18 protein-coding genes are annotated in these 23,182 nt (G+C 70.3%); 12 read left to right on the top strand and 6 right to left on the bottom strand.

Translation table 11 applies throughout. From position 1 onward, the window contains the following. Nucleotides 1–23: 23 nt before the first annotated feature. From nhaA to QA861_RS45310, 3 genes are all read right to left on the bottom strand, one after another. Nucleotides 24–1,475 carry a Na+/H+ antiporter NhaA gene (gene nhaA, locus QA861_RS45320; protein ID WP_334594787.1) on the bottom strand — a complete coding sequence of 484 codons (1,452 nt, stop codon included), beginning with the start codon at nucleotides 1,473–1,475 and terminating at the stop codon, nucleotides 24–26. A gap of 182 nt (nucleotides 1,476–1,657) precedes the next feature. Next, complete coding sequence (acs, locus tag QA861_RS45315; RefSeq protein WP_334594786.1) at nucleotides 1,658–3,655, bottom strand: acetate--CoA ligase; 1,998 nt, start codon at nucleotides 3,653–3,655, stop codon at nucleotides 1,658–1,660. 177 nt (nucleotides 3,656–3,832) lie between these two features. Then, nucleotides 3,833–6,280, bottom strand: coding sequence for a SulP family inorganic anion transporter (locus QA861_RS45310; RefSeq protein WP_334594785.1), 2,448 nt, complete (start codon nucleotides 6,278–6,280; stop codon nucleotides 3,833–3,835). 305 nt (nucleotides 6,281–6,585) lie between these two features. Here QA861_RS45310 and QA861_RS45305 point away from each other — a divergent pair, with 305 nt between their 5' ends. Continuing rightward, nucleotides 6,586–7,860, top strand: a complete 1,275-nt coding sequence (locus QA861_RS45305) for a polysaccharide deacetylase family protein (RefSeq protein ID WP_334594784.1) — start codon at nucleotides 6,586–6,588, stop codon at nucleotides 7,858–7,860. 22 nt (nucleotides 7,861–7,882) lie between these two features. On the opposite strand, the gene QA861_RS45300 is transcribed toward QA861_RS45305, so the two are convergent. Next, nucleotides 7,883–8,866, bottom strand: a complete 984-nt coding sequence (locus QA861_RS45300) for an ATP-binding protein (protein WP_334594783.1) — start codon at nucleotides 8,864–8,866, stop codon at nucleotides 7,883–7,885. 104 nt (nucleotides 8,867–8,970) lie between these two features. Here QA861_RS45300 and QA861_RS45295 point away from each other — a divergent pair, with 104 nt between their 5' ends. Continuing rightward, complete coding sequence (locus tag QA861_RS45295) at nucleotides 8,971–9,795, top strand: Fic family protein (RefSeq protein ID WP_319092693.1); 825 nt, start codon at nucleotides 8,971–8,973, stop codon at nucleotides 9,793–9,795. A gap of 405 nt (nucleotides 9,796–10,200) precedes the next feature. Here the strand turns inward: QA861_RS45295 and QA861_RS45290 are convergent, their stop codons facing one another. Beyond that, nucleotides 10,201–11,034, bottom strand: a complete 834-nt coding sequence (locus QA861_RS45290; protein ID WP_334594782.1) for an HAD family hydrolase — start codon at nucleotides 11,032–11,034, stop codon at nucleotides 10,201–10,203. A 516-nt stretch (nucleotides 11,035–11,550) separates the two neighbouring features. Here QA861_RS45290 and ssd point away from each other — a divergent pair. From ssd to QA861_RS45255, 7 genes are all read left to right on the top strand, one after another. Continuing rightward, nucleotides 11,551–12,657 (top strand): septum site-determining protein Ssd, encoded by a 1,107-nt coding sequence (gene ssd / locus QA861_RS45285; RefSeq protein ID WP_334594781.1) that lies wholly within the window; start codon nucleotides 11,551–11,553, stop codon nucleotides 12,655–12,657. Next, nucleotides 12,654–13,859, top strand: coding sequence for a TadA family conjugal transfer-associated ATPase (locus tag QA861_RS45280; protein WP_334594780.1), 1,206 nt, complete (start codon nucleotides 12,654–12,656; stop codon nucleotides 13,857–13,859). Before ssd ends, QA861_RS45280 begins: the two co-directional genes overlap by 4 nt. A 20-nt stretch (nucleotides 13,860–13,879) precedes the next feature. Continuing rightward, nucleotides 13,880–14,725 (top strand): type II secretion system F family protein, encoded by an 846-nt coding sequence (locus QA861_RS45275; RefSeq protein ID WP_334595056.1) that lies wholly within the window; start codon nucleotides 13,880–13,882, stop codon nucleotides 14,723–14,725. A 70-nt stretch (nucleotides 14,726–14,795) separates the two neighbouring features. Continuing rightward, nucleotides 14,796–15,596: a type II secretion system F family protein gene (locus tag QA861_RS45270; protein WP_334594779.1), complete on the top strand. Its 801-nt coding sequence runs from the start codon at nucleotides 14,796–14,798 to the stop codon at nucleotides 15,594–15,596. A gap of 132 nt (nucleotides 15,597–15,728) precedes the next feature. Then, the gene (locus QA861_RS45265) at nucleotides 15,729–15,947 is read left to right on the top strand and encodes a DUF4244 domain-containing protein (RefSeq protein ID WP_334594778.1); all 219 of its coding nucleotides are present in this window, start codon (nucleotides 15,729–15,731) and stop codon (nucleotides 15,945–15,947) included. A gap of 22 nt (nucleotides 15,948–15,969) precedes the next feature. Then, a complete protein-coding gene (locus QA861_RS45260; RefSeq protein WP_443041662.1) occupies nucleotides 15,970–16,326 on the top strand; it encodes a TadE family type IV pilus minor pilin in 357 nt (118 codons plus the stop codon). Between the two features lie 92 nt (nucleotides 16,327–16,418). Further along, nucleotides 16,419–16,748 (top strand): Rv3654c family TadE-like protein, encoded by a 330-nt coding sequence (locus QA861_RS45255; protein ID WP_443041661.1) that lies wholly within the window; start codon nucleotides 16,419–16,421, stop codon nucleotides 16,746–16,748. A 14-nt stretch (nucleotides 16,749–16,762) separates the two neighbouring features. On the opposite strand, the gene QA861_RS45250 is transcribed toward QA861_RS45255, so the two are convergent. Beyond that, nucleotides 16,763–19,237: a DEAD/DEAH box helicase gene (locus QA861_RS45250; protein WP_334594776.1), complete on the bottom strand. Its 2,475-nt coding sequence runs from the start codon at nucleotides 19,235–19,237 to the stop codon at nucleotides 16,763–16,765. An 80-nt stretch (nucleotides 19,238–19,317) separates the two neighbouring features. Here QA861_RS45250 and bldG point away from each other — a divergent pair, with 80 nt between their 5' ends. From bldG to QA861_RS45235, 3 genes are all read left to right on the top strand, one after another. After that, nucleotides 19,318–19,659: an anti-sigma factor antagonist BldG gene (gene bldG, locus QA861_RS45245; RefSeq protein ID WP_005475923.1), complete on the top strand. Its 342-nt coding sequence runs from the start codon at nucleotides 19,318–19,320 to the stop codon at nucleotides 19,657–19,659. Between the two features lie 127 nt (nucleotides 19,660–19,786). Beyond that, nucleotides 19,787–20,218, top strand: a complete 432-nt coding sequence (locus tag QA861_RS45240) for an ATP-binding protein (RefSeq protein WP_334594775.1) — start codon at nucleotides 19,787–19,789, stop codon at nucleotides 20,216–20,218. Between the two features lie 333 nt (nucleotides 20,219–20,551). After that, nucleotides 20,552–22,957, top strand: a complete 2,406-nt coding sequence (locus QA861_RS45235) for a sodium-translocating pyrophosphatase (RefSeq protein WP_334594774.1) — start codon at nucleotides 20,552–20,554, stop codon at nucleotides 22,955–22,957. The last annotated feature ends 225 nt before the right edge of the window (nucleotides 22,958–23,182 follow it).

The following is a 23,182-nucleotide window of genomic DNA, read 5'->3' as shown; positions in this document are numbered from 1 at the left end:
GTGTCTGACGTCTACGTGTCAGATCATGCCGGACCGTCACCCTCGTCGCCCGCCCCGCCCGCCACTTCGGCAAGCCGGTCCCGCTCGGCGGCCTCCCGTTCGGCGGCCCTGAGCCCGGCGATGCGCCGGTGTTCTGCCGCCTTCCCCTCGTAGATGTCGGCCATGCGCAGGTGGTACGCCGGATCGTGGTCCTCATAGATGTCGGGGATGCCGTCGAGGTCGTCGTCGCGCTCCTCCGCTTCGCAGAGCCTGCGGTATCTGGCGTTCCGTACCTTCAGCAGCACGGTCGCGGCGAGCGCGGCGATGAGCGAGCCGGTCAGGACGGCGGCCTTGACCTCGTCGGTGAGCGCGGGGTCGCCGTCGAACGCGAGTTCACCGATCAGCAGCGAGACGGTGAACCCGATCCCGGCGAGCGAGGCGACGGCGAAGACGTCGGCCCAGGCGAGGTCGTCGCTGAGCGAGGCGCGGGTGAAACGGGCCGTCAGCCAGGTCCCCCCGAAGATCCCGACCGTCTTCCCGACGACGAGCCCGAGCACGACCCCGAGCGTCTCGGGCTGCGCGAACACGTCCTTCAGCACCCCGCCGGACACCGAGACACCCGCGCTGAACAGGGCGAACAACGGTACGGCGAGGCCGGCCGACAGGGGCCGCACCAGATGCTCGACGTGCTCGCCGGGCGACCACTTCTCCCCGTCCTCGGTGCGGGTCGTGCATCGCAGCATCAGGCCCATCGAGACACCGGCGATGGTGGCGTGGATGCCGCTGTTGTACATCAGCCCCCAGATGACCAGCGCGAGCGGGACGTACACGTACCACCCGCGTACGCCCTTGCGCAGCAGCACCCAGAAGACGGCGAGGCCGACGAGCGCGCCGCCCAGCGCGGCGAAGTTCAGCTCGTCGGTGAAGAAGACCGCGATGATCAGGATGGCGAAGAGGTCGTCGACGACGGCGAGCGTGAGCAGGAACGCGCGCAGGGCACTGGGCAGGGACGTACCGATGACGGCGAGCACGGCGAGTGCGAAGGCGATGTCGGTGGCCGTGGGCACGGCCCAGCCGGCGAGCGAACCGCCACCGGTGACGTTGGTGAGGGTGTAGACGAGCGCCGGTACGGCCATTCCGCACAGGGCGGCGACGACGGGCAGTGCGGCGGCCCTCGGGTCGCGCAGATCCCCGGCCACGAGTTCGCGCTTGAGTTCGATACCGGCGACGAAGAAGAAGACCGCGAGCAGTCCGTCGGCGGCCCAGTGCTGGAGGGAGAGGTCGAGCCCGAGGGCGGCGGGCCCCACATGAAGGTCGAGGACCGCCTCGTAGGTGTCCTTGATCGGGCTGTTCGCCCAGATCAGCGCGGCGATCGCGGCGACGAGCAGCAGCACCCCACCGACGGTCTCGGTCCGCAGGGCCTCCGCGACGTACGTCCGCTCGGGCAGCGAGAGCCGGTCGAGGAGCTTGCGGGTGGCGGTGCGGGGGGTGGCCACGGGGAGACCTCCGGTCGGTGGGCAGCACAGAACACATGCCGACCAGACTTCCCGGCGCACCTTGGTGATCCTCGCGGATCTTGTCGCGTTGTTGACGCGATCTTCAGCCTACCCAAGGTGCGGGGGATCTACCGCCCGGAGGAAACCCTCCTGTCCTTTTCTGCTCCTCGCTCAGTCCTTGCTCAGTCTTCGCTGCCCGCCGCAGGCAGCTTCGTCTGGATGAGGTCCATGACGGTGGAGTCGGTCAGGGTGGTCACGTCACCCAGTTCCCGGTTCTCGGCGACATCGCGGAGCAGGCGGCGCATGATCTTGCCGGAGCGGGTCTTGGGCAGTTCCTGCACCGGCAGGATGCGCTTGGGCTTGGCGATCGGGCCGAGGACGTCACCGACGTGGTTGCGCAGTTCGGCGACGAGGCCGTCGGTCTCGGAGGCGGTGCCGCGCAGGATGACGAAGGCGACGATGGCCTGCCCGGTCGTCTCGTCGGCGGCGCCCACGACGGCGGCCTCGGCGACCGAGGGGTGGGACACCAGCGCCGACTCGACCTCCGTCGTCGAGATGTTGTGCCCGGAGACGAGCATGACGTCGTCCACGCGCCCGAGCAGCCAGATGTCGCCGTCGTCGTCCTTCTTCGCGCCGTCACCCGCGAAGTACTTACCTTCGAAACGGGACCAGTAGGTGTCGAGGAACCGCTGGTCGTCGCCCCAGATGGTGCGCAGCATGGACGGCCACGGCTCGGTGAGGACGAGGTAGCCGCCACCTCCGTCGGGCACCTCGCGTGCCTCGTCGTCGACGACGGTCGCTGAGATCCCGGGCAGCGCCCGCTGCGCGGACCCCGGCTTGGTCTCGGTCACACCGGGCAGCGGGGAGATCATCATGGCGCCGGTCTCGGTCTGCCACCAGGTGTCGACGATGGGCGTCGCGTCGCCGCCGATGTGCTTGCGGTACCAGATCCACGCCTCGGGGTTGATCGGCTCGCCCACCGACCCCAGCACCCGGAGGGAGGAGAGGTCGAACTTGGCGGGGATGTCGTCGCCCCACTTCATGAACGTACGGATCGCGGTCGGCGCCGTGTAGAGGATCGTCACCCCGTACTTCTGGATGATCTCCCAGAAGCGCCCCTGGTGGGGGGTGTCCGGCGTCCCCTCGTACATGACCTGGGTCGCGCCGTTGGCCAGCGGCCCGTAGACGATGTACGAGTGCCCGGTGACCCAGCCGACGTCGGCCGTGCACCAGTAGACGTCGGTCTCCGGCTTGAGGTCGAAGACGGCGTGGTGGGTGTAGGCGGTCTGGGTGAGGTAGCCGCCGGAGGTGTGCAGGATGCCCTTGGGCTTACCCGTCGTACCCGAGGTGTAGAGGATGAACAGCGGCTGCTCGGCCTCGAACGCCTCGGGCGTGTGTTCGGTGCTCTGTCGCTCGACGATCTCGTGCCACCACACGTCCCGCCCGTCGTGCCACTCGACGTCCTGCCCGGTACGGCGGACGACGAGCACATGCTCCACGTTGTCGACGCGCTCGACGGCGGCGTCGACGGCCGGCTTGAGCGCGGACGGTTTGCCGCGCCGGTAGCCGCCGTCGGTGGTGATGACGACCTTGGCGTCCGCGTCCTGGATGCGGGTGGCGAGCGCGTCCGCGGAGAACCCGCCGAAGACGACACTGTGCGCGGCGCCGATACGGGCGCAGGCGAGCATCGCGATCGCCGTCTCCGGGATCATCGGCATGTAGACGGCGACCCGGTCGCCCTTCTCGACTCCCAGCTCCAGCAGGGCGTTTGCGGCCTTGGAGACCTCGTCCTTGAGCTCGGCGTAGGTGATCGCCCGGCTGTCACCGGGCTCCCCCTCGAAGTGAATGGCGACCCGGTCGCCGTTTCCCGCCTCGACGTGCCGGTCGACGCAGTTGTACGCGACGTTGAGGCTGCCGTCCTTGAACCACTTGGCGAACGGCGGGTTCGACCAGTCCAGCGTCTCGGTCGGCTCGGTGGCCCAGGTCAGCCGGCGGGCCTGCGCGGCCCAGAAGCCGAGCCGGTCAGCCTTGGCCTGTTCGTACGCCTCCGCCGTGACGTTGGCAGCTGCGGCCAGCTCGGCGGGTGGCGCGAACCTGCGCTCTTCCTTGAGCAGGTTGGCCAGGCTTTCGTTGCTCACGACATCTCCCTTTCCCAGGGTGTCCGTTGTGTCCCAGGCCACAGCTCATCAGACCGGGGGGCCCGCTGACAAGGGCCGACGGAAAATTGGTTTAGACCTTTAGGTCTTCGGTCCTTCAGGTCGACCGATTCCGTCGGCACACCTCTCGGTGAGGGGGACAACCAAGGTCACGTACGTGATGGCCGCCCGGTTCACCCGTCAGTCCCCCTTCCCCCTCCCTCAGGCGGACAGTCCGCCCGCCCGCACATGATCGAACACCTTGTCCTCGTCGGCCTCCCCGGTGAGCAGATATGCCTGCGCCTCACCCACGTGGAAATACATTCCGTGCAGTTCCAGCGCACCTTCCCGCATCGCCCGCGCCACCGACTCCTGCGCCCGGAGATGCTCCAGCTGCTGGACCACGTTGGTCAGGCAGAGTTGCTCGACCGCGTCGGCGGGCGTTCGCCCGGCGAGGCGGGTCCAGGGCTGATCCGTCGCGGCCATCCGCTCCAGGCTCGGCAGCCCGTGGCGCAGCCACCGCCTGAGCGGCGTCCGCGTGCCGTCCGGCTCCATGGTCAGCAGTGCCTGCATGGCCCCGCACCCGGAGTGCCCGCACACCGTGATGGAGCGCACCTTCAGCACGTCCACCGCGTACTCGATCGCGGCCGACACCGAGTCGTCCCCGCTCTCGCCGCCGGGCAGCGGCACCAGGTTGCCGACGTTCCGTACGACGAACAGGTCGCCGGGACCACTGGAGGTGATCATCGACGTGACGAGGCGCGAGTCGGCGCATGTCAGGAACAGCTGGGAGGGCTGCTGCCCCTCACGCGCCAGCCTGGCCAGCTCACCGCGCACCAGCGGTGCGGTGTTCCGCTGGAACGCGCTGATGCCGCGCGCCAGTTGATGTCCGCTCGGCTCGACGGCACCGACCGACCCCGCGGACCCGGCCGACTCCGTCGCGCCGGAGAAACCGCTCGCCCCACCGAACCCCATGCCCATCTCCCCGGGCCCCTGGCCGGACTCCGGGCCCTCGCACTGATGGTTGCGCCAGGGCGTCCAGGGCCGGCAACGGCAGCCGGAGTCGTCCGCGGGCTCCGCGATACGTGTCCCCGCCCGGCCGGTCACCTCGACGGTGCCGCCCTGTGCGGTGTGCGTGCTCTGCCAGTGTTGCAACGATTCGTATGCCGCGTGGTCCATGAACGACCCGTCCAACTCCACGACGGCGTCGGCCCCGTGAGGTACGAGGTGCAGGGTCCGGCTGAGCCGGGGGACCGCGAGGAACGTCAACTGTCCCCGTACATGTACGTAATGGACTCCTCCCCTCTCCTCAGCTCTCTGTTCGTAGGTGATCCGGGTGCGGGCGAGGCGGTTCAGGGCGACGGCGACGGCGACCGCGACGCCCAGAATCACTCCTTCGAGGACGCCGAAGACGACGACGCCCACGGTTGTCACCGCGTAGACCAGGACCTCGCGGTGGCGGGTCACCGTGCGAATGTGGTGCAGGGACACCATCTGGATGCCGACGGCCATCACCAGGGCGGCGAGTGAGGCGAGCGGGATCAGCTCCAGGATCGGAACCATCAGCAGCGCGGCGACTACTACGAAAACGCCGTGCAGCATCGTGGAGTTCCGGCTCACGGCACCAGCTTGGACATTCGCCGAACTCCGCACTGCCACACCCGCGACCGGCAGCCCGCCGAGCACCCCGGACACGACGTTCGCGGCGCCCTGACCGAGCAGTTCACGGTTCAGGTCGGAGCGGCCGATGCGGGCCGAGGACCCCGACCGCCCGGAGGCCAGCAGTTCGGGCCGGGAGGCCACCAGCTTGTCCACGGCGACCGCGCCGAGCAGCGACTGCACGCTGCACACCAGCGTGACGGTGAGCACGGCGGCGGCGACGCCGAGCACGGGACCCTCGGGCAGCCCGGCCAGCGCGTGGCTGCGCCAGGACGGCAGGTCGACCTTGGGCAGGCTCAGCCCGGCGAGCGCGGCGGTGAGTGTGGCGCCGCTGACGGCGACGAGCGCGGCCGGCACCTTGCGCAGAACGCTCCCCGCCCGGCCGGGAATCCGTGGCCAGGCCAGCAGCAGGGCCAGGGTCAGCAGGCTCATCGACACGGCGGCGGGCCGCAGGCCGACCAACTGGGCGGGCAGCGCCCGGATGTTGTCGAGGACCGAGCTCGTCGGCGTGCCCCCGAGGACGATGTGCAGCTGGGCGACGGCGATGGTCACGCCGATTCCGGCGAGCATGCCGTGGACGACGGCGGGGCTGACGGCGAGCGCCGTGCGGGCCACGCGCAGACAGCCGAGGCCGAGTTGGGCGAACCCCGCGAGGACGGTGATGGCGCAGGTCGTACGCCATCCGTACCGCTGGATGAGTTCGGCGGTGACGACGGTGAGTCCGGCGGCGGGGCCGCTCACCTGGAGCGGGGAGCCGCCCAGCCGTCCGGCGACGAGTCCGCCGACGGCGGCGGCGACGAGGCCGGCCTGGAGCGGGGCGCCGGTGGCCAGGGCGATCCCCAGGGACAGGGGCAGGGCGATCAGGAAGACCGCGATCGAGGCCGACACATCGGCGCCCGCGACGCGGAAGCGCCGGGGCGGAGTCGGCGGCTGTGGGGGGCTGTGGGGCGGCTGGTGCATGCGCTTTGTCCGAGTCGGGTCGGGGGCGCGAGTGGGGACGCAGGCAGACATGTTTCCCGTCTCCTCCGGGGCAGCGCGGTCGCGGAACAGGTGGTCCCCCGCCGATGGCGGGGGTCGGGTCGCGGCCGTGGGTCACGGCGTGCAAACGGCGGGATATTTCAACGCTCAGTAAATGGATCGTAATGCACGGTAAAGGGCGTGTATATATTTTCGAGGCAAATGGGTTAATCAATCACTCTGGTTGATGAACTGAACTTTTCATCGGCTTGTCGTACTAATTCCTTCTTGGTCCCGTGCGACCTTGACGGCGCCGCGCCCGAAAGCGCCGGCCCGAACGAAGGAAGAGGTGGGCGGACATGGCCGTCACCAAAAGGATCGCCGCAGGCGTCATGGCCGTCGCGGCCTGTGCCGCGTCACTCGCCGGCTGCGGCGCGGGAAATCCCGGCTCCTCCGGGACCAAGGAGGACACGCACGGCGCGAAGAAAGCGGCACCGGCCGCCGCACCCCGGAGTGCGGTCCGGCTGATCGGAGACGGCTCCACCGCGTACACCGGAGCCCAGCCCTACCAGCCCAGGCCCGAGCGCCTCAAGCCCGGCCAGAAGCCGCCGCAGTTCGTCGTCTTCTCGTGGGACGGCGCGGGTGAGGACAGCCAGCGGCTGTTCTCCCGCTTCCGCAAGGTGGCCAAGGCCAACAAGGCGGCGATGACGTACTTCCTGAGCGGTGTGTACATGCTCCCGGAGGGCAAGCGCGACCTCTACCGGCCGCCCCAGCACTCGCCGGGCCGCTCCGACATCGGCTTCAACGACGAGCAGGGCATCGCCGACACCGTGAAGCAGCTGCGGCTCGCCTGGCTGGAGGGCAGCGAGATCGGCACCCACTTCAACGGCCACTTCTGCGGCAGCGGCGGAGTCGGCGAGTGGTCGGTGGAGGACTGGAAGGACGAGATCACTCAGGCGAAACGTTTCGTGAAGTCCTGGAAGACCACCACGGGCATGAAGAAGGCGTCCCCGCTGCCCTTCGACTACGAGAAGGAACTCGTCGGCGCCCGCACGCCCTGTCTGGAAGGGCAGAAGAACTTCACGAGCGCGGCCCGCGAACTGGGCTTCCGCTACGACACGAGCGGTGTCAACGAACAGCTCTGGCCCGCCAAGAAAAAGGGGCTGTGGGACCTGTCCATGCAGCTCGTCCCGGTCCCCGGTCGCCGCTTCGAGACGCTGACCATGGACTACAACTTCTACATGAACCAGTCCGGTGCCCGCGCGGGTGACGAGGGCCGGCACGAGTACTGGGGCGACCAGTACCGCGACGGCCTCCTCAAGGGTTTCGAGCGTGCCCACGACGGCAATCGCGCCCCTCTGCTCATCGGCAACCACTTCGAGTCCTGGAACGGCGGCGTCTACATGCGTGCCGTCCAGGAGGTCATCGAACGCGTCTGCACGAAGGCGGACGTCCGCTGCGTCTCATTCCGCCAGCTCGCCGACTGGCTGGACGCGCAGGATCCGCAGACTCTGGAGAAGCTGCGCACGCTCGAAGTGGGTGAGGCCCCGAAGCAGGGCTGGAAGACCTTCCTGGCGGCCCGCCCGGCGCCGGCGCCCAAGGGAGTCCCGGGGGCCCCGGCGGCCAAACGGTAGGCGGGTCTGTCGGGCGCGGTTCTCAGGCGGTGGTCGCCGCCATCTGTTCGGTCAGCACGAAACCGGGGTCGACCTGGGCCGCGAGGTCGACCCCGGTGCGGGCGTTGGCCCAGGAGTGGGCGTTCTTCAGGTGGAAGTGGACCATCTGGTGCGTGTAGCGCTCCCAGTCACGCGATTCGTACGTGGCGTCGACGGCCGTGTGCAGGAGGCGCAGGGAACGCCGGTTGGTGTCCTCCAGGAGCTCGAACCGGCTGGGCCGGCCCTTCTCCAGGGCCCGCACCCAGTCGGAGTGCCCGACCGTCCCCAGGAGGTCGTCCCCGACCTCGGCGCGGAGGAAGTCGACGTCGTCCTGGCCCTGCACCTTGTTGCCGACGACCTTCAGGGCGACCCCGAAGTCCTGCGCGTACTCCTTGTACTGGCGGTAGACGGAGACTCCCTTCCGGGTCGGTTCGGCCACGAGGAACGTGAGGTCGAAGCGGGTGAACAGGCCGGACGCGAAGGAGTCGGAGCCCGCGGTCATGTCGACGACCACATACTCGCCCGGGCCGTCGACGAGGTGGTTCAGGCACAGTTCCACCGCGCCCGTCTTGGAGTGGTAGCAGGCCACCCCGAGATCGGCTTCGGTGAACGGGCCGGTGACCATCAAACGGACGGCGCCGCCGTCGAGTTCCACCGGCCGCGCGCAGGCGTCGTACACCGGATTGGTCTCCTGGATCCGCAGCAGCCGTGAGCCCTCGCCCGGCGGGGTCGTCTTGATCATCGCGTCGGCACAGGTGATCCGCGGGTTCCTGCCGCGGAGGTGTTCCTTGATCAGCTCCATCCGCTCGCCCATCGCGGGCATCGCGGCGGCTTCCGCGTCGTGGAGGCCGAGTGCGGCGCCCAGGTGCTGGTTGATGTCGGCGTCGATGGCGAGGACCGGCGCCCCGGAGGCCGCGAGGTGGCGGACGAACAGGGAGGACAGCGTGGTCTTGCCGCTGCCGCCCTTCCCGACGAAAGCAATTTTCATGTTCACTAACGGTAGTGGAGTGACTGCCCAGAGTGTCCAGGGGCGTGAGGAAGTCCACTCCTTCGTGGGTCGGCTCGTTCCCCGGAGTGCGTAGGGTCGTACTCATGAGTACGACTGGCGCGACCGCCGACCCGCTCGCGGCCCTGGGATCACTTCCCGGGGTGGCCGACTCCGTGGAGTCCGTACGCAAGGCCGTGGACCGGGTCTACGGGCATCGCATCATGCGGCGGCGCAGCAACGAGATCACCGGCGAGGCGGCACTGCGCGGTGCACGCGGTTCCGCGGCCCTCTCTGGTGCCGACTGGGCCCTCGAAGAGGTGCGTCGGCGCACCGACTTCAGTGGTGACGACGAGGCCCGGGTCGTCGGCGCGGCCCTCCGGCTGACCGCGGAGGCCGGCCAACTCCTGTCCATCTGGCGCCAGTCGCCGCTGCGCGTCCTGGCCCGGCTGCATCTGGTCGCCGCCGCGGGCACGGCCGACGAGGTGGGGCGCCCGCGGCAGGACGGTGAGCCGGTCGACGAGCCATTGGTCGAACTTCCGCTGCCGAGCGCGGCCGAGGTGTCCGGACGGCTGGAGGGACTCGCCGAGCTGATCATCGCGGGAGGTTCGGCGCCCGCCCTGGTCACGGCCGCGGTCGTGCACGGCGAACTCGTCGCACTGCGCCCCTTCGGCTCCCACAACGGCCTTGTCGCGCGCGCGGCCGAGCGGATCGTCCTGATCGGCAGCGGCCTCGACCCGAAGTCCGTGTGCCCGGCCGAGGTCGGCCACGCCGAACCGGGCCGCGCGGCCTATCTGGCGGCGCTCGACGGCTATGTATCCGGCACCCCGGAAGGCATGGCGCGGTGGATCGCGCACTGCGGCCGGGCGGTCGAACTCGGAGCCCGTGAATCGACGGCCGTGTGCGAGGCGCTGCAACGCGGGGCGGCGTAGGAAAGACGGCACAGGGGAAACGAAAAGACCCTCCGCGGAGGGCCTTCAACGGGTTGCGGCGGTACGAGGATTCGTACCGCCGCCAGCATGTCCACCCGGTTACCAAGCGTCCTCGGAATTTTGCCCATCAGGTCGGGAACTCTGCCCGTAACCTGGTGCGGCTGGCCCGTAATCGACGGGTCGACGTCGCGTGGGTGCCCGGTGTTCATGCTCAGGTCCGTGGGGCCAAATGCGTTATAAAGGTGATCCTTTCGGATGTCCTTGGTCTCGCGGGCCGTTGAGTCCTTTCTACTCCTGGACCGGGGCAAGCGGAAGCCCTGACTGCACTTCTTTACTTTTATCCTCAAACAGGAATGAATCGGGCGCCGGTGTGCTGGATGGCTCCGGACGAGGTGGGCGGGCGGCTCAGACGACCGTCGGACGGCGCCGGTTCGCGTACCAAACGAGACCCGCCGTGGCGGCCGCCGCGCCTATCGCGGCAGCGGCGACCAGGGCGGGACGCGGCGGTACGGAGAGCGTGGGCAGGCGCTGCTTCAGCCGGACCGGGCGGTGGAAGTCCAGGATCGGCCACCCGCGGGCGACCGCTTCCCGGCGCAGCGCCCGGTCCGGGTTCACGGCGTGCGGATGGCCGACGGACGACAGCATGGGGATGTCGGTGACGCTGTCGCTGTAGGCGTAGCAGCGGGCGAGGTCGTATCCCTCTGACTCGGCCAGCTCCTTGATCGCCTCGGCCTTCGTCGGCCCGTACGCGTAGTACTCCACCTCACCCGTGAAGCAGCCGTCGTCGCCGACGACCATCCGTGTAGCCACCACCCGGTCCGCGCCGAGCAGTGCACCGATCGGCTCGACGACCTCCGCGCCCGACGTGGACACGATCACCACGTCACGGCCGGCGGTGTGGTGCTCCTCGATGAGGGAGGCCGCCTCGTCGTAGATGATCGGGTCGATCAGATCGTGCAGCGTCTCGGCGACGATCTCCTTGACCAGTTGGACGTTCCAGCCACGGCACAGCGCGGACAGGTACTCGCGCATCCGCTCCATCTGATCATGGTCGGCGCCACCCGCCAGGAAGACGAACTGGGCATACGCGGTACGCAGGACGGCCCTGCGGTTGATCAGGCCGCCTTGGTAGAACGACTTGCTGAACGTGAGCGTGCTCGACTTCGCAATGACCGTCTTGTCCAGGTCGAAGAAGGCGGCTGTGCGGGGCAAGGAGTGGTTTTCCACGAGCCTGAGCATAGGCGCCCACCATTCGGCCTAAGGAGTGGCATGTGGGTTTGCCTGAGAAGGCTCTCGGGTACACCATGGAAGTCACGGATCGTTCGCGACCGTGCTAACCCGGTCCGGCTCCTCCCCCCCCGAGTCGAACCGTGGGGACGACCCCCGCTCTCCCCCCCGGCGGGGGTCGTCGCATGTCCGGGTGGGTTTTCTTTCCTCCCCAGCTCACTGTCCGCGGCCGTGGTGCCGTCCGAGGCGGCTTCGGCCGCCTCTTTCGCATGCCCAAGGCTCGTCACCGTGTGTAGCTGAAGCGCTGCTCTGTGGAAAGTCGAAGGATGCTCACCTGTTTGGGTGATGCCGATATCCACAACCGTCGAGTTGTCCACAGATTTCGATCAAGATCCACTTGTTTTCCGGGTTCGCTGCACCGTGATTCCAGCGCGTCCCGCTCGCGGCGAGTTCATGGCCGGTTCCGTTTGCCGGACGCGTACGGCCGGATTCCGTCGGCCGCGCATATAGCGAAGGGGGCTGGAAATCATGGCGGGAGCCATCACACACGACAACGACCGGGCCGGGGCCGAGGGACGGCAGAGCGGACCGCTGATCGTCACCGAGGACGCCGACCTGCTGGACGACCTGCTGCGGCTGTGCGCGGCGGCCGGTGCCACACCCGAGGTGCACCACGGGGTGCCCGAGCGAGGCGGTGGCTGGGAGGCGGCACCTCTCGTCCTGGTCGGCGACGACGCCGTACGACGGGTACGGGGGGCCGCGCGCCGACGGGGAGTGGTACTGGTCGGGCGCGACCAGGACGACTCCGGCGTCTGGCGGCGGGCCGTCGAGATCGGCGCCGACCACGTCCTGATGCTGCCCGACGGCGAGCAGTGGCTCGTCGACCGGATCGCCGATGTGGCTGAGGGCGTCGGCAGGCCCGCGCTCACCGTGGGCGTCATCGGCGGCCGGGGCGGGGCGGGGGCGTCCACGCTGGCCTGCGCGCTCGCCGTCACCTCCGCGCGCGAGGGACTGCGCACCCTGCTCGTGGACGCGGATCCGCTGGGCGGCGGACTCGACGTACTCCTCGGCGGGGAGACGGCCGACGGACTGCGCTGGCCGGCCTTCGCCGCCTCGCGCGGCCGGGTCGGTGGCGGCGCCCTGGAGGAGTCCCTGCCGAAACTGCACTCCCTGAGGGTGCTGAGCTGGGACCGCGGAGACAGCGTGTCCGTCCCGCCCCAGGCCGTACGGGCGGTACTCGCCGCGGCCAGACGGAGCGGCGGCGCTGTCGTCGTCGACCTCCCGCGCCGTATCGACGACGGCGTCGCGGAAGTCCTCGCCCAACTGGACGTCGGCCTCCTGGTGGTCCCCGGTGAACTGCGCGCCGTAGCGGCGGCCGGCCGGGTGGCGTCCGCCGTCGGCATGGTCCTGCGCGACCTGCGCGTGGCGGTACGCGGGCCGTACACGCCGGGGCTGGACGACCACGAGGTGGCCCGGCTGCTCAATCTGCCGCTGGCAGGTGAGGTCCCTGTCGAATCGGCCCTGTCCCGTCCGCACGAGGGCAAGGCGCCGCCAGGAGCGGCCGTACGCGGACCGCTGGCCCGGTTCTGCACCATGTTCTGGGAGCGGGCGCTGGCCGAGGCAGGCAGCGTATGAACGGCGGACGTTGGGACGAGGGGCCAGGGGCGTCGACCGGACTGCTGGACGGCGTACGGCAGTGGCTGGCCGAGAGCGGGGCCGAGGCGACGCCCGCGCGCGTGGCACAGGCCCTGCGGGAGCAGGGGCGGGTGCTCGGGGACGCCGAAGTGCTGGGTGCCGCCGAGCGGTTGAGGTCGGAGCTGGTCGGCACCGGCCCGCTGGAGCCGCTGCTCGCCGATCCGTCGGTCAGTGACGTGCTGGTGGCGGCCCCGGACCGGGTGTGGGTGGACCGTGGCGGCGGACTGGAGCTGACCGCCGTCTCGTTCCCGGACGCGGGCGCCGTACGGCGGCTCGCGCAGCGCCTCGCCGCGGTGGCCGGACGGCGACTCGACGACGCCCGCCCGTGGGTCGACGCCAGGTTGCCCGACGGGACCCGTCTGCACGCGGTACTGCCCCCGGTGGCCGTCGGCTGCACCTGTCTGTCGCTCCGGGTGGTACGGCCGCGCGCGTTCACCCTGGACGAGCTGATGGCCGCGGGGACGGTACCGCCGGGCGGCGACCGGGTGCTGCGGGCGCTGCTCGACGCACGGCTGTCCTTCCTGATCAGCGGTGGTACGGGGTGTGGCAAGACCACCCTCCTGAGCGCCTTGCTGGGGCTGGTCGGCCCCGGCGAGCGGATCGTGCTCGCCGAGGACTCGGCGGAGCTGCGGCCCGACCATCCGCACGTAGTGCGCCTGGAGACCAGACCCGCCAACCAGGAGGGCGCGGGCCTGGTCACACTCCAGGACCTGGTGCGGCAGGCGCTGCGCATGCGGCCCGACCGGCTGGCGGTCGGGGAGGTCCGAGGCGCCGAGGTCGTGCATCTGCTCGCCGCCCTGAACACGGGGCACAGCGGTTGCGGGACGGTGCACGCGAATGCCGCGGCGGACGTACCGGCGCGACTGGAGGCGCTGGGTACGGCTGCCGGGCTCGACCGGGCCGCGCTGCACAGCCAGCTGGCGGCCGCGCTGTCGGTCGTCCTGCACCTCGTCCGCGACCGGGCCGGGCGGCGCCGGATCGCCGAGGTGCATGTGCTGGAGCGGGACCCGTCGGGGCTGGTGGTGACGGTGCCGGCGCTGCGGTGGGGCGAGGAGGCGTTCGCGTACGAGCGGGGCTGGGAGCGGTTGCGGGGGCTGCTCTGCGCCGGCGGTGACAAGGGACAGGGGAGTGAAGGCGCGTGACGGGGACGGGAGCGTTGGCGATGGACGTGGCCGGGGTGTGCGTGGGGTCGGTCTGCTGGCTGCTGGGCGGCCGGTATCCGGGGGCACGGCGGGCGGAGTTGCTGCTCGCCGGGGGCGGGGCCGTGGGCACGGGGCCACCTCCGTGGGAGCGGGCGGTCGGTGGACTGCGGCGGCTGCGCGCGAGGTTGCGGGCCGAGTGGTGGTCGGTGGCCGTCGGACTGGTGGTGGCGCTGCTGGGCGCCTCCGTGGTGCCGGCGCTGGCGGGCGCGGCCGGGGTGCCGTTGCTGCGCCGGGTCAGGCTGGCCGGTGAGGTCCGCCGGGCACGGGAGCGGCGGGGCGATGAGGTGATCGGGCTGTGCGGATCGCTCGCCGGTGAGGTGCGCGCCGGGCGGCAGCCGGGGGAGGCGCTGCTGCGGGCGGCACGCGACTCCGGCGGGCTCGGTGAGGCGCAGGCGTCGGTGCTGGCGGCCGCCCGGTTCGGCGGTGACGTACCCGGAGCGCTCGCCGCGGCGGCCCGACAGCCGGGCGCGGAGGGGCTGTTGGGCCTCGCCGCGTGCTGGCGGGTGGCCGTGGACCAGGGGGCCGGACTTGCGGCCGGACTCGACCGCCTCGAAGGGGCCCTGCGCGCCGACCGGGACCAACGTGCTGACCTGCGTGCCCAGTTGGCGGGCGCCCGGTCGACGGCGGTGATGCTCGCCGGCCTGCCGGTGCTGGGACTGGTCCTGGGCACGGCACTGGGCGCCGACCCCCTGCACGTGCTGCTGCACACCGGCGCCGGGCTGGGCTGCCTGTTGGTCGGCGGGGTGTTGGAAGGCGTCGGCCTGTGGTGGGCCCTGCGGATCGTGCGGGGAGCGGAGACGGCATGAGGGTCGGCGGAGCGAGTGACGTGGGTCGTCTCGGTGCGGCTGTCGAGGGTGGCTGGAGAGGGGAGTCGGCGTGAGCGCGGAGGTTTTCCACAGGCTGGGGGTGTTGCTCGGGGTCGCGCTGGCCCTGGGGTGGCTGCTGCGGTGGATCGGGACGGTACGGCGTGAACGGCGGGTGCGCCGGAGGCTGGCCCGGTTGCTCGCGCTGGAACTGCGGCGGGAACGCGCCCCGGTGGAACGGCGGTTCGGGGCGCGGAGTGCCGTACGGCGGTGGCTGCCCGTGGTGGGTGCGGTGAGCGGCGGGTGGGTGCTGGTCGGCGGTGTGGCCGGCGTAGTGGTGGGGTTGGTCGCCGGGGCCGGGCTGTGGTGGTGGCGACTGCGGCGAACGGCCGATGGCACGGCGGCGGAGGCCGTCGACGCGGCCGAGGCGGCTCGGCAGCTTCCGCTCGCAGCCGATCTGCTGGCGGCGTGTATCGCGGCCGGCGCCGGTCCGGTGATCGCCGCACAGGCGGTGGGCGAGGCGCTGGCTGGACCGGTCGGGGAGCGATTGGCGCGGGGCGCGGCGGAGGTACGGCTCGGCGGCGAACCGGCCGAAGCCTGGCGGAGGTTGGCGTCGACACCGGGAGCCGGCCCCCTGGCGGGACTTCTGGAGCGGGCCGACGAGTCGGGCGTCCCGGCGGCAGGGCCCGTCGCGCGTCTCGCCGCCGACACCCGCGCCGAGTGGGGTCGTACGGCGACGGAACGGGCCCGGCGGGCGGCCGTCATGGTCACCGCGCCGGTGGGCCTCTGCTTCCTGCCCGCCTTCATCGCGGTCGGCGTACTGCCCGTGGTGATGGGGCTGGCCGACGGGCTGCTGGGCGGGGGTGGTGGATGACGCGAGGGGCGCGTGCTCAGGAGCAGGTCATCAACGGAGCTTGATCGACAACAAACCAGCAACAACAAACCAGCAACAACAGGCCCACAACAAACAAGCCATCAATGGGCTTGAGAACTTACGGGAGTTGAGATGTTCACAGTGGTGCGGGTGCGGATGTGTGCCCTGGTGTGCAGGACGCGTGTGGCGCTGGCGACGCGGCGGGATTCCGGGATGGTGACTTCGGAGTATGCCGTTGGCATCATCGCGGCGGTGGCGTTCGCCGCGGTGCTCTACAAGGTGGTGACGAGCGGGCAGGTCAGCTCGGAATTGCAGGCCATCGTGAAGAAGGCCCTCGATGCCAAAATGTGAACGCCCTGGCCAGGAGCGGGATGTGGGGCGATTCCGGGACCGGGGGTTCGTGACCGCCGAGGCGGCCGTGGTGCTGCCGGCTCTGGTGCTGTTCTCGATGGCGCTGGTCTGGGCCCTGCTCGTCGCCGCCGCGCAGATCCAGTGCGTGGACGCGGCCCGGGTCGGTGCCCGGGCCGCCGCCCGGCAGGACCCGCCCGGCACGGTCGCCGAGGTGGCTCGCGGCGCGGCCCCGCGCGGGGCGGAGGTCACCGTCACCAGAGAGGGCGACCTCGTGCGCGTGGAGGTGGTGGCCCAGCCGCCGGGGCTCGGCGGTCTCAGCGTCGATGTGGCGCACGAAGCGGTGGCGTTGGCGGAGGAGACGGTGGGGGCGGGCCCATGAGACACCTGGGAATCGGCGGCCGCGGGCGACTGGTCGGAACCGTTTCCTCCCGCCTGCTCCGTTCCGACCGTGGCTCCGCGACTGTGTGGAGCGTGGGTGCCATCGCCGTCCTGTGCGTGGTGTTCGGCGTGGTGCTCGCCATGGGGCAGGCCGCTGTGGCCCGGCATCGGGCCGCCGCCGGTGCGGATCTGGCGGCGCTCGCGGCGGCGGACCACTGGACGGAGGGTGCCTCGGAGGCCTGTGCGCGGGCGGACCGGGTGGCCGCGGCCCAGGGTGCCCGGCTCGTTCGGTGCGCCATGGTGGGCGAGACGTCGGACCTGACAGTGGCAGCGGGACGGGGCCTGTTCGGGGCGGAGGTGCGGTCGAGGGCGGGGCCGCCGGGACCCGCCGGCCCACTGGGACCGACCGAGCCGCCTCCGTGAGGCGAGCCCCGGCCTCAGCCCTTCTCGTCCGGAGGCTTCTCCTCCGGCGCCCCCTGCAGCAGAACCGTCAGCAACCGCACAGCGCCGCGTTTGTGCAAGGGCTCGTTGCCGTTGCCGCACTTGGGGGACTGGATGCAGGACGGGCAGCCGGCCTCGCACTCGCAGGAGGCGATGGCCTGCCGGGTGGCCGTCAGCCAGGAGCGGGCCGTGTGGAAGGCGCGCTCCGCGAAGCCGGCGCCGCCCGGGTGGCCGTCGTACACGAAGACCGTCGGGAGGAGGGTGTCCGGGTGGAGCGGGACGGAGACGCCGCCGATGTCCCAGCGGTCGCAGGTCGCGAACAGGGGCAGCATGCCGATCGACGCGTGCTCGGCGGCGTGCAGGGCGCCGCCGAGGATCTCCGGGATGATGCGGGCGGCGTCGAGCTGGTCCTCGGTGACCGTCCACCACACGGCACGGGTGCGCAGCGTACGAGGAGGGAGGTCGAGCTTCGTCTCGCCCAGGACTTCACCGGTGATGACCCGCCGGCGCAGGAAGGAGACGACCTGGTTGGTGACCTCGACGGAGCCGTAGCAGAGGCGGCCGTCGCCCCAGGGGATCTCGACGTCGGTCTCCAGGACGGCGATGGACGTCGTGTCGCGGGCGACCGTCGAATACGGCGGGTTCGCCTCCTCGACCAGGGCGACCGAGTCCGCCAGGTCGAGGGAGCGGACCAGATAGGTGCGGCCCTGGTGGAGGTGGACAGCGCCCTCGTGCACGGCCGTGTGCGCGGCGCCCGCGTCGACAGTGCCGAGCAGCCGTCCCGTGCCCTCCTCGACGATCTGGACCGGGTTGCCGCCACCTCCTCGGATGTCGGCCAGGTCGGCGGCCCGTTCACGGCGGGTCCAGTGCCAGGCACTGGTTCGGCGGCGGAGCAGCTTCGCGGCCTCCAACTGCGGTAGCAGGGCGGCGGTTTCGGGGCCGAAGAGCGCCAGATCCTCTTCGACCAGGGGCGATTCGGCCGCCGCCGCGCACAGGTGCGGGGCCAGGACGTACGGGTTGTCCGGGTCGAGGACCGTCGACTCGACCGGCTGGTCGAACAGGGCCTCCGGATGGTGGACGAGAAACGTGTCCAGCGGGTCGTCGCGGGCGACCAGGATCGCCAGCGCGCCCTGTCCGGCACGTCCGGCGCGGCCCGCCTGCTGCCACAGGGAGGCGCGGGTGCCCGGATAGCCGGCGATGACGACGGCGTCCAACCCGGAGACGTCGATGCCGAGTTCGAGGGCGGTGGTGGCGGCGAGGCCGAGGAGTTCGCCGGAGTGGAGGGCCTGTTCGAGGGCTCTGCGCTCCTCGGGGAGGTAGCCGCCGCGATACGCGGCCACCCGCCGGGCCAGTGAGCGGTCGACCTCGGCCAACCTTTCCTGGGCGATCACCGCGATCAGCTCGGCGCCGCGCCGGGAGCGTACGAAGGCCACCGAGCGCACGCCCTGGACGGTGAGGTCGGTCAGCAGGTCGGCCGTCTCGGCGGTGGCCGTACGGCGGACGGGCGCGCCTTTCTCGCCGTGCAGTTCGGTGAGCGGGGGCTCCCAGAGGGCGAACACCAGTTCACCACGCGGTGAGGCGTCGTCCGCGACCTCGACCACCGGGAGGCCCGTCAGACGGCCCGCCGCGACGGACGGCTCGGCGGCCGTGGCGGAGGCGAGCAGGAAGACGGGGGAGGCGCCGTAGCGGGCGCACAGGCGGCGCAGCCGACGCAGGACCTGGGCGACGTGGGAGCCGAAGACACCGCGGTAGGTGTGGCACTCGTCGATGACGACGTACTTCAGCGACTTCAGGAAGGAGGCCCAGCGGGGGTGGGACGGGAGTATCCCCCGGTGCAGCATGTCCGGGTTGGTGAGGACGTAGTTCGCGTACTGGCGGACCCATTCGCGTTCCTCGACGGGAGTGTCGCCGTCGTACACGGCCGGGCGTACCGCGTTTCCCAAAGGTTGTGAAAGTTCCTTCACCGAACGCCGCTGGTCGGCTGCGAGGGCTTTGGTCGGGGCGAGGTACAGGGCGGTCGCCCCGCGGCCGTTGGGCGCCTCGGAGCCGTCCAGAAGGCAGGAGAGGACCGGCACGAGGTACGCGAGCGACTTGCCCGAGGCGGTACCTGTGGCGACGATCACGTTGTCGCCGTCCAGGGCGTGCTCGGCGGCCAGTGCCTGGTGGGCCCAGGGGTGTTCGATACCGGCGGCCTGGACGGCCGCGACGACCTCGGCGCGAATCCGGTCGGGCCAGACGGCATGGCGGCCCGCACGCGGGGGCAAGTGCTCCGTATGAGTGATGCGCGAAGCCCGGCTCGGGCCCGAGGTGAGCCGGTCCAGGATGGTGCCCGGATCGGGTCGCGGGGCGGCGGAAGCCGAGGGTCGTTCGGATCGGTGATTCTTGGCCATCGGCATCGAGTGTGTCACTGGCGTGACGGACAATGGGCCCAAGGCGTCGTGCACGCCCTGCGGTAAGTGATTGAATGCCATCGCGGCTGGCGAACCGTCCTGGGGACTCTGCCGAGGTGTCCCTTGGGATGACCGCTCGATAGCAAGGTGCTGGAGGATCCGTGGACCTGTCCCTGTCGACCCGTACCGTCGGCGATCGTACGGTCGTCGAGGTCGGTGGCGAAATCGACGTTTATACCGCGCCCAAGCTGCGTGAGCAGCTGGTCGAGCTGGTCAACGACGGGAGTTTTCACCTCGTCGTCGACATGGAGGGTGTCGACTTCCTCGACTCCACCGGGCTCGGCGTGCTGGTCGGCGGCCTGAAGCGGGTGCGTGCCCATGAGGGCTCGCTGCGCCTGGTCTGCAACCAGGAGCGCATTCTGAAGATCTTCCGTATCACCGGTCTGACCAAGGTGTTCCCGATTCACACCTCGGTCGACGAAGCGGTGGCGGCCACCGACTGACGACCGTTTGGCGGACGCCTGTGCGGGTCACCCGTACATGTGTCCGTGACGGTAGAAGTAAACGAGGGGGGTCCGGGTCTCGGCGATCCGGCCCCCTGATCGCACGCCCGTATTCCGAGGGGGATGCATGGCCACCGTTGAACTCCGCTTCAGCGCGCTGCCCGAGCACGTCAGGACCGCCCGACTGGTGGCGGCAGCGGTGGCGCGCAGGGCCGGAGTGGACGAGGCCGTACTCGACGAGGTGCGACTCGCCGTCGGCGAGGCCTGCTCCCGTGCCGTCGGACTGCATCAGAGCGGCGGCATCACGGAGCCGGTGTGGGTGACGCTGATCGAGGAGGAGAAGCTGTTCTCCATCGAGGTCGGTGACGAAGCACCCCGTTCGGCTCCCGGTGACAACGCTCCGGGTGCCGGTGATGTGGACGTGGATGCCGAGGAGGACGAGATGGGCCTCGCGGTCATCTCTGGCCTCGTCGACGACGTCGAGGTCACCGCGGGGGAGAACGGCGGATCGATCCGCATGAGCTGGCCAACCGCGCCGCCGGCCACGCTCCTCCCCTGACCGCACTCACCTCTCTACAACGCCAAGGGCCCTGCTGAGCAGGGCCCTTGGCGTTTTTGTCGGCGGGTTCCGGAATTCGTGAAGGTATTCACGATCCCTTCGTGAAGGCATTCACGACCGGTCGCGCGGTAATTCGATCACCCATCAATGCGTCTGCGGCATTACGCCATGTGGGTCAATGGATCACCCGGGGATCTTCCAAGGATCCTCCGTCGATCATTTGCTGAATAGCATGGGGCAATCTATTCCGTTTCCGCGTACTGTTTTGATCAGCTTCCGGTACCTACAATCCCGTCCACATCTTGAGCTCAGCCCAAGCGTCAAGGAGGACGAATGGCGGGGCTTTCTACCCCTCATCGGTTCGACCAACCCACAACCTTCGCAGCCGCGGTACTGACCGACGACAACCGACTGATCGTCGTGGTCATCGGCGTCGTCGCCCTGGCGGCGCTCGCGGTCGCCGGGGTGCTCGTGCGCCAGGTGCTCGCGGCGGGCGAGGGCACCGACAGCATGAAGGAGATCGCCACGGCGATCCAGGAAGGCGCGAACGCCTATCTGGCACGGCAGTTGCGCACGCTCGGCGTATTCGCCGTGATCGTGTTCTTCCTGCTGATGCTGCTGCCCGCGGACGACTGGAATCAGCGCGCCGGACGGTCGGTGTTCTTCTTGATCGGCGCCGCGTTCTCGGCGGCCACCGGTTATATCGGCATGTGGCTCGCTGTGCGCAGCAATGTGCGGGTCGCCGCCGCCGCGCGGGAAGCGACACCGGCGGAAGGCCAGCCGGAAAAGGATCTCACCGACGTCTCCCACAAAGCGATGAAGATCGCTTTCCGTACGGGTGGCGTCGTCGGCATGTTCACGGTGGGCCTCGGCCTGCTGGGCGCCTCCTGCGTGGTGCTGGTGTACGCGGCCGACGCGCCCAAGGTGCTCGAAGGCTTCGGCCTCGGTGCCGCCCTCATCGCCATGTTCATGCGTGTCGGCGGCGGCATCTTCACCAAGGCCGCCGACGTCGGCGCCGACCTGGTCGGCAAGGTCGAGCAGGGCATCCCGGAGGACGATCCGCGCAACGCCGCGACCATCGCCGACAACGTGGGCGACAACGTCGGCGACTGCGCCGGCATGGCGGCCGACCTCTTCGAGTCGTACGCCGTGACGCTCGTCGCCGCGCTGATCCTCGGCAAGGCCGCCTTCGGCGACGCCGGGCTCGCCTTCCCGCTCCTGGTGCCGGCGATCGGCGTGCTCACGGCGATGGTCGGCATCTTCGCGGTGGCGCCGAGGCGTTCCGACCGCAGCGGCATGAGCGCGATCAACCGCGGCTTCTTCATCTCCGCGGTGATCTCGCTCGTACTCGTCGCGATCGCCGTCTTCGTCTATCTGCCGTCGTCGTATGCCGATCTTGACGGGGTCACCGACGCGGCGATCGCGGCCAAGAGCGGTGATCCAAGGATCCTCGCGCTTCTCGCGGTGGCCATCGGGATCGTGCTGGCGGCCCTGATCCAGCAACTGACCGGCTATTTCACCGAGACCACCCGCCGACCCGTACGGGACATCGGCAAGAGTTCCCTCACCGGTGCGGCCACCGTCGTCCTCGCCGGTATCTCCATCGGGCTCGAATCGGCCGTCTACACCGCCCTGCTGATCGGTCTCGGCGTGTACGGGGCGTTCCTCCTCGGCGGTACGTCCATCATGCTGGCGCTGTTCGCGGTGGCACTGGCAGGCACCGGCCTGCTCACCACGGTCGGTGTGATCGTCGCGATGGACACCTTCGGGCCGGTCTCCGACAACGCGCAGGGCATCGCCGAGATGTCCGGTGACGTCGAGGGCGCGGGCGCCCAGGTGCTCACCGACCTGGACGCCGTCGGCAACACCACCAAGGCCATCACCAAGGGCATCGCCATCGCCACCGCTGTCCTGGCCGCCTCGGCGCTCTTCGGGTCGTACCGCGACGCGATCACGACCGCCGCGCGCGACGTCGGGGAGAAGGTCGGCGAGGGCGGGCCGATGAACCTGGTGATGGACATCTCGCAGCCCAACAACCTGGTCGGCCTGATCGCCGGAGCGGCCGTCGTCTTCCTGTTCTCCGGGCTGGCGATCAGCGCGGTCTCCCGGTCGGCGGGTTCGGTGGTCTACGAGGTGCGGCGGCAGTTCCGCGAGCACCCCGGGATCATGAACTACACCGAGAAACCGGAGTACGGGCGCGTCGTCGACATCTGTACGAAGGACGCGCTCAGGGAACTCGCCACGCCCGGGCTGCTGGCCGTCATGGCACCCATCGCCATCGGGTTCACGCTCGGTGTCGGAGCGCTCGGCGCGTATCTCGCGGGCGCGATCGGCACCGGCACGCTGATGGCGGTGTTCCTCGCCAACTCCGGTGGCGCGTGGGACAACGCGAAGAAGCTGGTGGAGGACGGCCATTACGGCGGCAAGGGCAGCGAGGCCCACGCGGCGACCGTCATTGGCGACACGGTGGGCGACCCGTTCAAGGACACCGCGGGCCCGGCCATCAACCCGCTGCTGAAGGTGATGAACCTGGTCGCCCTGCTCATCGCGCCCGCGATCGTCAAGTTCAGCTACGGCGACGACAAGAACCTCGCACTGCGCATCGTCATCGCCGTCCTGTCGATCGCGGTGATCGTGGGCGCGGTGTACGTGTCCAAGCGGCGCGGGGTGGCTGGGGACGACGACGGGGAGGAGGCGCAACGGGCGGCCAAGTCGGCCGATCCCGCGGTGGTTTCGTAGCCCGAGCGGGGTCCGCGGGCCACGGTTTCGCCTCCCGCGGTGCCTCCGCGGTGTCTTACGGCCGGTCAGAACCGGCCAACGAGCGGGCGGACGACGCGTTGTGACGCGTCGTCCGCCCGCTCGGCGTAGGTTGCCCACCATTTTCGTGAGCCTTCTCTCCCTCGATTCCCTCTTGGTGCAAATGGCTGCAATAACACATCAACTGGATGTCCGTCACGCTGTTGT

Source organism: Streptomyces sp. B21-083 (assembly GCF_036898825.1).
In the GTDB taxonomy this organism is placed as follows: Bacteria; Actinomycetota; Actinomycetes; order Streptomycetales; family Streptomycetaceae; genus Streptomyces.
Note: the sequence above shows the minus strand (reverse complement) of the source record. Positions and strands in the feature narration are given on the sequence as shown.

Bases quoted from the DNA above. Each gene is read 5' to 3' on its own strand.
- QA861_RS45310 (WP_334594785.1), bottom strand. From the start codon at position 6,280: ATGTCTGCCTGCGTCCCCACTCGCGCCCCCGACCCGACTCGGACAAAG.
- QA861_RS45305 (WP_334594784.1), top strand. From the start codon at position 6,586: ATGGCCGTCACCAAAAGGATCGCCGCAGGCGTCATGGCCGTCGCGGCC.
- QA861_RS45300 (WP_334594783.1), bottom strand. From the start codon at position 8,866: ATGAAAATTGCTTTCGTCGGGAAGGGCGGCAGCGGCAAGACCACGCTG.
- QA861_RS45295 (WP_319092693.1), top strand. From the start codon at position 8,971: ATGAGTACGACTGGCGCGACCGCCGACCCGCTCGCGGCCCTGGGATCA.
- QA861_RS45290 (WP_334594782.1), bottom strand. From the start codon at position 11,034: ATGCTCAGGCTCGTGGAAAACCACTCCTTGCCCCGCACAGCCGCCTTC.
- ssd (WP_334594781.1), top strand. From the start codon at position 11,551: ATGGCGGGAGCCATCACACACGACAACGACCGGGCCGGGGCCGAGGGA.
- QA861_RS45280 (WP_334594780.1), top strand. From the start codon at position 12,654: ATGAACGGCGGACGTTGGGACGAGGGGCCAGGGGCGTCGACCGGACTG.
- QA861_RS45275 (WP_334595056.1), top strand. From the start codon at position 13,880: ATGGACGTGGCCGGGGTGTGCGTGGGGTCGGTCTGCTGGCTGCTGGGC.
- QA861_RS45265 (WP_334594778.1), top strand. From the start codon at position 15,729: ATGTTCACAGTGGTGCGGGTGCGGATGTGTGCCCTGGTGTGCAGGACG.
- QA861_RS45250 (WP_334594776.1), bottom strand. From the start codon at position 19,237: ATGGCATTCAATCACTTACCGCAGGGCGTGCACGACGCCTTGGGCCCA.
- QA861_RS45240 (WP_334594775.1), top strand. From the start codon at position 19,787: ATGGCCACCGTTGAACTCCGCTTCAGCGCGCTGCCCGAGCACGTCAGG.
- QA861_RS45235 (WP_334594774.1), top strand. From the start codon at position 20,552: ATGGCGGGGCTTTCTACCCCTCATCGGTTCGACCAACCCACAACCTTC.